Annotated in this window: 8 protein-coding genes; all 8 read left to right on the top strand. The window is 67.9% G+C overall.

Annotated elements, in window-relative coordinates; all coding sequences use genetic code 11:
* Window positions 1–6 precede the first annotated feature (6 nt).
* The 8 genes from IF690_RS15125 (at window position 7) to IF690_RS15090 (ending at window position 10,390) form a co-directional block, all read left to right on the top strand.
* Window positions 7–279, top strand: a complete 273-nt coding sequence (locus tag IF690_RS15125) for a hypothetical protein (protein ID WP_202696275.1) — start codon at window positions 7–9, stop codon at window positions 277–279.
* 63 nt (window positions 280–342) lie between these two features.
* On the top strand, window positions 343–1,488 hold the full coding sequence (locus tag IF690_RS15120; protein ID WP_202696274.1) for a hypothetical protein: 1,146 nt from the start codon (window positions 343–345) through the stop codon (window positions 1,486–1,488).
* The gene (locus IF690_RS15115) at window positions 1,488–2,072 is read left to right on the top strand and encodes a phage baseplate assembly protein V (RefSeq protein ID WP_202696273.1); all 585 of its coding nucleotides are present in this window, start codon (window positions 1,488–1,490) and stop codon (window positions 2,070–2,072) included. Before IF690_RS15120 ends, IF690_RS15115 begins: the two co-directional genes overlap by 1 nt.
* Window positions 2,069–2,395: a hypothetical protein gene (locus IF690_RS15110; protein WP_202696272.1), complete on the top strand. Its 327-nt coding sequence runs from the start codon at window positions 2,069–2,071 to the stop codon at window positions 2,393–2,395. The genes IF690_RS15115 and IF690_RS15110 overlap by 4 nt, the downstream gene beginning before the upstream one ends.
* A 2-nt stretch (window positions 2,396–2,397) precedes the next feature.
* A complete protein-coding gene (locus IF690_RS15105; protein WP_202696271.1) occupies window positions 2,398–2,784 on the top strand; it encodes a GPW/gp25 family protein in 387 nt (128 codons plus the stop codon).
* A gap of 12 nt (window positions 2,785–2,796) precedes the next feature.
* On the top strand, window positions 2,797–5,361 hold the full coding sequence (locus tag IF690_RS15100; RefSeq protein ID WP_202696270.1) for a baseplate J/gp47 family protein: 2,565 nt from the start codon (window positions 2,797–2,799) through the stop codon (window positions 5,359–5,361).
* Complete coding sequence (locus IF690_RS15095) at window positions 5,361–8,024, top strand: baseplate J/gp47 family protein (RefSeq protein ID WP_202696269.1); 2,664 nt, start codon at window positions 5,361–5,363, stop codon at window positions 8,022–8,024. Before IF690_RS15100 ends, IF690_RS15095 begins: the two co-directional genes overlap by 1 nt.
* On the top strand, window positions 8,021–10,390 hold the full coding sequence (locus tag IF690_RS15090) for a phage tail protein (RefSeq protein ID WP_202696268.1): 2,370 nt from the start codon (window positions 8,021–8,023) through the stop codon (window positions 10,388–10,390). The genes IF690_RS15095 and IF690_RS15090 overlap by 4 nt, the downstream gene beginning before the upstream one ends.

Genomic DNA, 10,390 nt, shown 5'->3' with positions numbered 1-10,390 from the left:
GGCTGCATGTTTTTGCCAAACTCACGCTACGCCAAGGTCGCTACCGTCCAGACCCGTACCTCGACCGGCGAAGTCGTGGTCGCCCTGAAACTGCGCTACCTGACGCCGATGGGGGGTGAGCCACAGATGGTGCAGGCAGGCGAGCGCCTCGATCTCTTCGCCCAGGCCCGCACCGGTGACGCGACCCAGTTCTGGCACGTGGCCGACGCCAACACCGCGCTCGACAGCCGCACCCTGGTCGAAACACCGGGCGACACCCTTATCCTTCCGAGGAACTGAAATGAATCCCCTTTTCGCTTCGCCCCAGGCGCCTCTTGGCGCGGCTCCGTGGGAGGCATGGCCATGACCGAACAACGCTGGCGCGTCTGGTTTGGCGACAACGCCGCAAGCGAAGAACAACTGCGGCGCATCGAGGAAATCCAGGTCACGCAGGAGATGGATGCCTACTGGGAAGCGCAGCTGCGCATGGTGGTGTGCCTGGATGAAAACGGCACCTGGCGGTATTGGCCCGGTGACAGCAGTGCGCCTTTTTCCCGCGTGCGGGTCGAAATCGATATCGGCAACGGCCGCTTCGCCCCACTGATCGACGGCCCGCTGGTCAGCGTCGATGCCGCGCTCGACTCGCAACCCGGCCGCAGCGCCGCGACCTTGGTAGTGCGCGACGACAGCGCCTTCCTCAATCGCGACGAGGAAATAGAGGCGCCGTTCGAGCACCGCAAGGCCAGCGATATCGCCACGGAGCTGTTCGGTCGCTTCGAGCAGATCGGCGATACACGCATCGACGCCACCCAAGCCTCGCCGGAGACCACCACCCGGCGCGGCACCGTGTTGCAGTTCCTGCACGAACTGGCGCAGGCCAACGACCGCCATGCCTACGTGCTACCGGGCGAGCAGCCCGGAACCAGCATCGGCTGCTTCCTCGCCGACCCGGCGGACGCGGCGGGCCTGCCACCCCTGGTGCTGATCGGCGAGAGCCGCAACCTCATCAATGCCAGCATCACGCAAGACCCCGAAGGTGGCGAGCGCACCCAGGCCCAGGTGCTGCGTGTCGACGATCAAGGCGTCACGCACTTCGAGACCAGCGCGGCGGACCTCGGCCTGATGCGCACGCTGCCGGCGCTACCCGCCGACCTCACGCCACGGCGGCTGCTGACCCCGTCGGACAACACCCGCGAAGACCCGGCCGCGGCGGCCACCGCGCAGGCACGGCGCAATGGCTACGTCTACAGGCTGACCAGCCAGGTGATTCCCGGTCGCTATGGCGGCCTGCTGGCGCCCTACCAAAAGGTGCGGGTCGACGCCGGCGCGACGCCCCACAGCGGCGACTACCTGATTACCAAGGTGGTCCACCGCATCACGCCATCGCTGTACACCCAAGAGCTGGAAGCCAAGGCCGACTCGGTGACCGAGGTCTCGGGGGCGGCCGTCGCCGAAGCGCTGGGTGGCGGCCTGCAGTTGTCGGTATCGGTGAGTGGGGGAATCTTCTGATGACAGACCTGATGGAAAGCACCGTCGAACGGCTGGTCGAACGCGTTGGCGCAAGGTATTTCGGCAAGTACCGCGGCATCGTCAGCGACATCGACGACCCGAACAACCAGTGCCGTATCCGCGCCACCGTGCCTGCCGTGCTGGGCGAGCAACGCTGCGGCTGGGCCCTGCCCGCCGCGCCCTTTGCCGGCGACGGTCACGGCATGGTGTTATTGCCCAAGGTCGGCTCGGGGGTGTGGATCGAGTTCGAGGCCGGCCAGCTGGACAACCCGATCTGGTCGGGCGCCTGGTGGGCCAGCGGCCAGCGGCCTGATCCGCAAGGCGCCGGCGTGCGGGTCATCGTCTCCGAAACAGGCCACAAGGTCATCCTCGACGACGAGGCGAACGAGGTGAAGATCGTGCACGGCGACCAGACCATCGCCAAGACGATCACCCTCACCGCCAGCGAGATTGTGATCAGCTGCGGCGCCTGCGAAATCAGAATCGGCAACGAAAACATCTCGCTGAACAACGGGCTGATCAAGGTCGGCCTGGCCGGCGTCAGCCTGGTAAACGGGGCGATGAGCTTCGGAGTGCCGCCATGATCCCGATCCTCACCACCACCAGCACCATCATGTGCCCCCACGGCGGCATGGCGCAGCTCATCACGAGCAACACCCAAGCGCTGGTCGGTGGCGCTGCGATGCTGCTGCAAACCGACGTGCACCTCATCGTCGGCTGCCCGTTCACCCCGGTTGCCTACTCGCCCTGCGTGTCGATTCGCTGGCTGACCGCCGCCACGCAGACCGCGCTGCACAACGTACCGGTGCTGCTACAAAACAGCGTCGGGCTGTGCCTCAACGCGGCGCAGGTTCCACAGGGCACGGCCATCGTCGTGCAGGTCCAGCAACAAGCCAAGGGGATATGAGGATGGCGCTTTCCAATGGTCGACACCTTGGGTTCCCGTTCCGCATCGGCGACGACGGACGCACCGCCAGGCCGGCGAACGATGACGCCCATGTGCGCGACGAATTGCTCCAGCTGCTGCTGACCAGCCCCGCCGAGCGCCTGTTCCTGCCGGAATTCGGCGGCGGCGTGCGCAAGCTGGTGTTCGAGCCCGCGTCAGAAGCGTTGCGCGGCGTGGCCAAGGCGCGGATCACCCAGGGGCTGTCTCGCTGGCTGGGCCATCGGCTCACCGTCGAGTTGATCGATGTCGTGTGGGACGACGCCGCGGCGACGCTGGAGCTGACGGTGAAATACCGGCCCGCCGGCAGCCCGGATTCACGCGTCGTCACATTCCAGCGCAGCTCTCGCTAAGGTTCATCCATCATGGCCGCCATCACCTTTGCCGATCTGGTCAACGACCGCGCGGACGTGCTGCAAAACCACGGCCTCGACGGACTGAAACTCGCGCTGGTGTCGCTGCCGCCAGGGCCGAACCCGGATCATGCCGATATCGACCTGCATTTCTTCAACGGCCTGCACCTCGCGGCTATCCTCGCCGACATCGGCGGCGACCCGGTACGTGCACGCCAGGTATTGCGTATCCGTGGCGGCTCGCGCATCGTCGCCGGCAACTCGTTCGGGCAAGTGCAGGTCACCGCCGTGGCGGGCATCGATGCGACGCGCCTGTCGCTGCGCATCGCGCCAGTCGGCGACTACTCGACCTATCGGCTCGAACTGGTCTGGAATGCGAGCCTGATCGATCCCTTCTTCAGCGGCATAGGCTTCAAGTTCCGTCCTGGCTGTTTCACCAATGACTGCGCACCGCCGTCACCCGGCCGCCCGCCGGCGCCCAACCCGGCAATCGACTACCTGGCAAAGGATTACGACTCGTTCCGCCACACATTGATGGTGGCGATGGCTGAGCGCGTACCGGGCTGGGCCAGCACCAGCGAGGCCGACCACGACCAGGTGCTGATCGACCTGTTCGCCGCCGCCGCCGACGAGTTGAGCGACTTTCAGGATCGGGTCATGGCCGAGGCTTACCTGGCGACCGCGCGCAAGCGCGTGTCGCTCGCGCGGCACGTTCGGCTGGTCGACTACCACCTGCACGAGGGCAACCAGGCCAGTACCTGGCTCGCGCTGGACGTGGTGGCGGGCCAGGCCCCGTTCACCCTGGACGACCAGGAGCTGGTGGTCTGGAGCGGCAGCGACCCGGCGCAAGACGATGCGGTGTTCTTCGCCAGCCGCCAGCGCCACCTGCTGCCCACGCAGCGCCGGCGCCTGGACCCGCTGTTGAACCGCCTGCGCCTGCACACTTGGCGCAATGCCCAGCCGGCCCTGGCCGCCGGCAGCACCAGCGCCGACATCGCCCCACCGAGCGGCCTCGCTTCGCAGGTCGAGGCCGATGCACTGCGCGACCTGGTGCGCAACGGCCTGTGGCGCGAGATGCTGATTGCCGAGGAGCTGAACCCGCTGACCGGAGCCAAAGCCGGGCGCCACCGCGCGAAGCGACAGCTGCTGCGGTTGCTGCCGGGCAACCAGGCCGACCGCGGTGCCGCCGAATCGATCTTCGACCCGGTGACGAACACCTGGATCGTCCGCGTGCACTGGCGCGAGGAGGACGCGCTGCGCTTCGACTACAGCTTCACGACCTTCTGCCCTGGCCCGCCGCCCACCAGCGTGGAGAACGTGTCGCTGTTCTACGGCAATCTCCTGACGGTGCACCAGGGCCGACCGCTGGAGGTGCATTTCCACGAGCCGGGCACGCCGCTGCCGAGCGAAACCAAGACCCTCAAACATCGTCACTACCGGCGCATGGACCGCTATGGCAACGGCCGCGACTGGGTAGTCGCCGAGTTGCCCGACGAAGGCCCCCTGGCCTTTTTGCCACCGAGCCACGGCGCGGCGCCGACCGGCGAGGAGCCGGCGCGTTCAACGCTGTGGCTTGAAGTCGAATCGCCCGGCGCGGCGGAGCGCGAAAGCTGGGACGAAGTGGAGAGCCTGGTGCACAGCGACGACTCGGCGGAGAACGGCGACCACTACATGGTCGAGACCGACGAGCACCGGCGCAGCGTGCTGCGTTTCGGCAACGGCAGCAACGGGCGCTTGCTGCCGGCCGATGCGGTGGTGCATGCCGAGTACCAGGTCGGCGGCGGCCATGCCGGCAACGTCGGCGCGGACCAGCTGGTCAACGTCCAGCCACTGACGGGGGCCTTGGGCGGCGCGATAGTCGCGGCGACCAACCCCTTCGACGTCACCGACGGGCGCGATCCGGAACCGCTCGAGCGCATCCGCCGCAGCGCCCCCGAAGCCTTCCGTGCCCGGCAGTTGCGGGCTGTGACGCTGGCCGACTATGTGAAACGCGCCGAAGAGGTCAGTGGTGTCTCGCGTGCGGTGGCACGGTACGCCTGGACGGGCAGCTGGCGCACGGTACGCCTGGCCATCGACCCGGTCGGCTTCACCGCGCTTGGCGACGAGCGTTCGGACGCGCGCTGGGACGAGTTGCGCCCGCGCATTGCCGACCACCTGGAAGCGGTGCGGCTGATCGGCGAGGACCTCGAACTGCGCCCACCGCGCTACGTGCCTCTGGAAATCCGGGTGGCGGTCTGCGCCGACCCAGCCTACTGGCGCGAAGACCTGCGCTTTGTGCTGGAGCAAGAGTTTTCCAGCAGCTGGACCTCGGACGGTCGGCGCGGCTTCTTCCACCCCGATCAATGGACATTTGGCCAGGCCCTGCACCGCAGCAATATCGAGGGCCGCATCCACGGTATCGCCGGTATCGAGCATGTGCTGAGCATCGGCATGAAGCGCTTCTCGGCACCGCTGCCAGGGGTGCCCGGCGCAGAGGTGCTAGAGATCGGTTTCGACGAAGTCGTGCTGCTGGCCAACGACCCTGACCACCTCGAACGCGGGTTGATCCGCTTCGACATCCAGGGCGGGAGACGATGATGCCTTGCAACCCGTTGTTCACCGACCCCTTCGTCTTCCCCCGGCGCGCCGACAACCGCCCCGGGCTGCCGCGCATCGCCTACCGCATCGGTCGCTATGCCGACTTCGTGGAAGCGATGACACGTGGCATCGACGCCGCGCCCGAGCTCGCCGCCTGGACCCATCGGGAAGCCGACGATCCCGGCATCGCGCTGCTGCAAGGCGCCGCCCTCCTCGGCGACATCCTCAGCTTCTACCAGGAGCACTATGCGAACGAGGCCTATCTGCGCACCGCCGCCTGGCGCGAGAGCGTCGCCGAGCTGGTGCGGCTTACCGGTTACCGCCTCGCGCCCGGTATCGGCGGGCGCGCCACGCTGGCCTTCGAGGCGCGCGGCGACAAGCCGCTGAGCATCCGCGCGGGTTTTCCGGTCAAGGCCGAGCTTGAAGGCCTGGCGAGCCCCGCCGACTTCCAGACCGATGCCGAGCTCAGCGCCTGGCCGCACCTCGGCCGCTTCAACCTGTACCGCCCGCGGGCCTATGCCGGCACACTGGCCGCAGGCGCTACCTCGTTCGAAATCACCGGCGTGGACGGCGCCACCGACACGGCCAGCCTCGCCGCCTTCGAGCTCAAGGTCGGCGACCGCCTGCTGCTGCAACCTGCAGAACCGGGCTGGACCTCCAGCGGCTCGACCCTGACCCCGCAGAAGGCCACGCAGGTGGTCAAGGTCAAGCAACTCACGCGCCTGCTCGGCCGCATCGTCGTCGACCTCGACGCGCCTGTCCTGCAGGCCTGGAACCAGCCGGTGGCCGCCTACCGCGTCAATCGCTCATTCCGCCATTTTGGCCACAACGCACCGGCCAAAACAGTGACCAGCAAGAAGAGCGGCAGCGAAATCGTCGGCGCGCTCGAATCCCAGACTTACTTCGAGCGGCACGTTTACGCCAACCACGACTGCAGCAATACCAGCGCCTCGATTGAGCTTGCGGCAACGTCAATCCCCCTGGATGGGCCAATCAACGACCTGCAACCGGGCACCCGGGTCATCGTGCAAACCCGCGTCGGCACGAACAGCGCCACGCCGGCCGTGGCCCTGAGCGTGGTGCGCCGTATTGTCGAAGTGCAAACGCGCACGATCGGCTTCGGCAACCTCAACGGCACGAGCACGCTGCTGACGCTGGACCAGCCGTTGGTCAAGCATGTGATGCCGGGCTCGCCCTACAGCGATGTGCGTGCCTACCTGATTCACGAAGTGACGAGCCCGCCGCTCGCGCTGAAGCCGGTCAGCACCCCCTCGGGCAACGCCTTCGCCAACGGCACCGGCGCGCTGCGTTTCTACGGCACCGCGGCACAGGCCCGGGTGCTGGCCGGGCGGCGGTTGTACTTCGCCCATCCCGACGGGCGCAGCGTCGAATTGGTTTGCACCAGCCACGCGGCCAGCTTCGTCCTGTCGACGCCAGACGTCGCGAAGCTGTGGTCGCTGAACTTCGACCGGCCGCCGGCACCCTTCACCCGTGCCGACTTCGACGAGGCCGAGCCCAGCGTCACGGTATTCGGCAACCTGGTCGACGCCTCGCAGGGCAAGGCCGAGCGCGACGCAGTGCTCGGCAACGGAGACCATCGCCAGGCATGGCAGACGTTCCCGCTGCCCAAATCGCCACTGACTTACTTTCTCCACGCAGGCGCCACTCCGGCGCAGACACCCGAACTCGAGGTATGGGTCGATGGCCGCCGGTGGACACGCGCCGACGCTTTTTATGGCCACGGCGCGCAAGAGCCGATTTATATCGTCCGGGAAAATGCCGAAGGCCGCAGTTTCGTGCAATTCGGCGACGGCGAGACCGGAGCGCGCTTGCCGTCCGGGTTGAAAAACGTCGTCGCCGTCTACCGCAGCGGCGTCGGCGCGCACGGCGCGATCAAGTCCGGGGCCACGCCCACCACGAGCGAGCGGCCGCCGGGCTTCGACACCTTGTCGCTGGCCGGCATAGTGTCCGGCGGCGCCGCGCCGGAGGACCCCGAGAAGGCGCGCGCAGCGGCGCCGGGCAAGGTGCAGAGCCTGGGGCGGCTGGTCAGCATTCGCGACTACGAGGCCGAAACCCTTGGTGTGCCCGGCGTGGTCACCGCGGCCGCCGCCTGGGACCTGCACGCCGGCGTGCCGGCAGTGATCCTGCGCGTGCTGCTGGAGGCCGGACGCGAGGCCGAGTTCAGCGAGGTGCGGGCGACGCTCGCGCATGCGCAGCGGTGCCGTGGGCCGGATCGCTTTCCGCTGGTGGTGCAGCAGGCGCTGCTGCGCTATGCCTTTGTCGACCTCAGCTATGCCCGCGACCCGAGCTACCGGCAGCAGGACGTCGAGGCCGACCTGCGCGCCGCCCTCGGCCTGGCCGGCGATACCGGTAACGAACGAAGCGCTCTGTTCGGCCTGCGCGCACGCCGCCTGGGCGAGCCCGAGTACGCCAGCCGTATCGAAGGCCGGTTGCAGCAAGTGCCGGGGGTGCTCTGGTGCAAGCTCTCGGCGCTCGGACTGTTCGGGGCCGGGGCCAGCGATCCCGGGACACTGCTGTTGCCGGCAGCGCCAAGGCAACTGGCGCAGGTACTGCCATGCGGCCCGCATGAGCTGCTGCAACTCGCCGCGCAGCATTTGACGCTGGCCTCGGTGGCCGAACCTTCCGCAGGAGAATGCGCATGAACCAGACCAGGGTCCCGCTGTTCGAGCGCCTGCCCGAGATCTATCGCACGCGCGACGCCGAAGTCACGCCGCCGAACCAGCTGCGCGCCTACCTTGGCGCTATCGAAGGGCCGTTCGGCGCCCTGCACCAAGACATTGCGCAGCTTTACCAGGATCTGTTCATCGACACCTGCGACGACTGGGTCATCGCCTACCTCGCGGACCTGCTCGGCACCACGCACCTGAAGGGCGAGCCGCGCACCTTGCGCGCCGATGTGGCCGACACCATCGCGCTGCGCCGGCGCAAAGGCACGCTGGGTGCGATCGAGCGCCTCGCGGTCAACCTCACTGGCTGGGCCTGCCGCGGCGTCGAGCTGCGCGCCAACCTCGGCTGGACCCAGCACCTGAACCACCAGCGGCCCGACGCCGGCGGCGAGCCGCCCTACGCGGCCTCGACGCTGACGCGCTTCCATATACCGCATGGCGGCACCGCGCCGCTCCGCGACCCTGCCGCGCTGGCATTACTCGGCACGCCGTTCGACGGCTTCGCCTACACCGCCGATGTGAAACCGGCGTTCGACGATGCCCGCCATATCAACCTGCCCAACCTGGCGATCTTCCTCTGGCGGCTCGCGGTCTATCGGCTGTCACGGGTACTGCCATTGGCCAAGGCGAGCATCGACCTCGGCGCCCAACCCTCGGGCCTGGCCCGGTTCGCGCTGCGTTTCGACCTGCATCCGCTGGATATCCCGGTGCGCCTGTTCAACACCAGCCGCCCCGGGTTCCTGCGTGCGGGCACCTCGGGGGGCATCGTCTCGCCGCTGACCGAGGCCGACGCCGTGCCTGGACCTATGCTCGACGGGCGCCTCACCAGTCACACGCCCTCGGGCCATCCCGAGGCCTATGTGCAGGTCGACTACTACAACGCCGGAACCGTGCCGCCGAGCGGCTTTGACCTCGGCAAAGTCGGCCTGCATCTGTTCATGCCGCAAACCCTGGCGCCATTGCTGGTACCGCCGGCACCGCTCAGCGAATGGCAGTGGCTGTTCCGTGGCGACAACCTGTGTGCCTGGGAAACCGGCCTGCGCCGGCCGCTGCGCAGCGGCGAGATCGTCATCGACCCCGACATCGGCCGGGTACTGATCGGACTGGAGACGGCGGCACAGGCCGATGAGCTGATCGTGTCGGAGAACGGCAGCCTCGTCTCACGCCTGTTCAGCAGCTTCACCTACGGGGCCACCGGGCCTGTGGGGGCGCATCCGGTGACGCGCCACTTCCCGGCGCTCGCGCCCACGGTGCAGCTGCGCCACGTCGGCGAGGTCAGCGGCGGCATCACACTGCAAGCGGCGCTGGACGGCCTGGCCGCCGTAGCCGCGCCAGTGGTCATCGAAATTCACGACAGCCTGGTGCACCGCATCGACCTGTCTCTACTACCCGGCACCGCCATCGACGGCACCCTGTCGCTGCGCCTCGCGCAGTCACTGACGATTCGCGCCGCCGGCGATCACCGCCCCATCCTGCGGCTGGCGCAACCCTTGTCGATGCGCCCGGTCACCGCCGGTTCAGCCACGCCTGCCGAACCCCGCATACGGCTCGAAGGCCTGTACATCGCGCCGGACGAAAACGCGCCCTTCCCCGCGGGCCAGGCGTTGATCGACCGCGCCGCGGTGGCGCGCCTGGAGATTATCGGCTGCACGCTTGCGCCGGGCGGCCATAGCCTGCGCGACGGCAACCGCGCGCCCATGCAGCCGGCGCTGCGACTGGTGGACGGTTATGGCTTCAGCGACCCGGGCGACGTCGCCGCCTTCGTGCCCACGCCCGATATCGTGATCCAGCGTTCGATCACCGGCAGCATCGCCATCGACGAGCGCTACCGGCTCGACATCGAGGACAGCATCGTCGACGCCGGGCTGGGCTTCAACGACGCAGCGACGGGACTGTTCGCCATCGCCGCCGCCAGCGACGCCGTGAACGGCTGGGCGGCCGTACTCAACTTCGACGGCCTGACCTGCTTCGGCCCCGTGCGCGTGGCTGCGGTCGGTGGCTTGGGCGGCATATTCACACAGCGCTTCGAGGTGCTGGACAATCAGCGCGGCTGTATCAAGTGGAGCGCGTTCAGCAGTGATGTCGACCGCCTGCCACCCAACCACTTCTGTGTACATGCGCCGGACGCGCGCATTGTCTTCACCTCCGAACGCTTCCACGACCCGGGTTATGCGCAACTGCGGCGCGAGACCGACCGTCGGGTGCGCGAACTCGGGCCTGACGACGATGCAATGGGTGCCTTCGGTTTTCTGCTCGAAGCGCACAAATGGACCAACCTGCACGTGCGGCTACACGAGTTCATGCCAGTAGGCGTGAGACCGCTGATCGTGCCGGTGACATAA

It is taken from the genome of Pseudomonas sp. SK3(2021) (assembly GCF_016772375.1).
Taxonomy (GTDB): Bacteria; Pseudomonadota; Gammaproteobacteria; order Pseudomonadales; family Pseudomonadaceae; genus Aquipseudomonas; species Aquipseudomonas chlororaphis_I.
The sequence above is the reverse complement of the archived record's forward strand: the minus strand, read 5'-3'. Positions and strand labels throughout refer to the sequence as shown.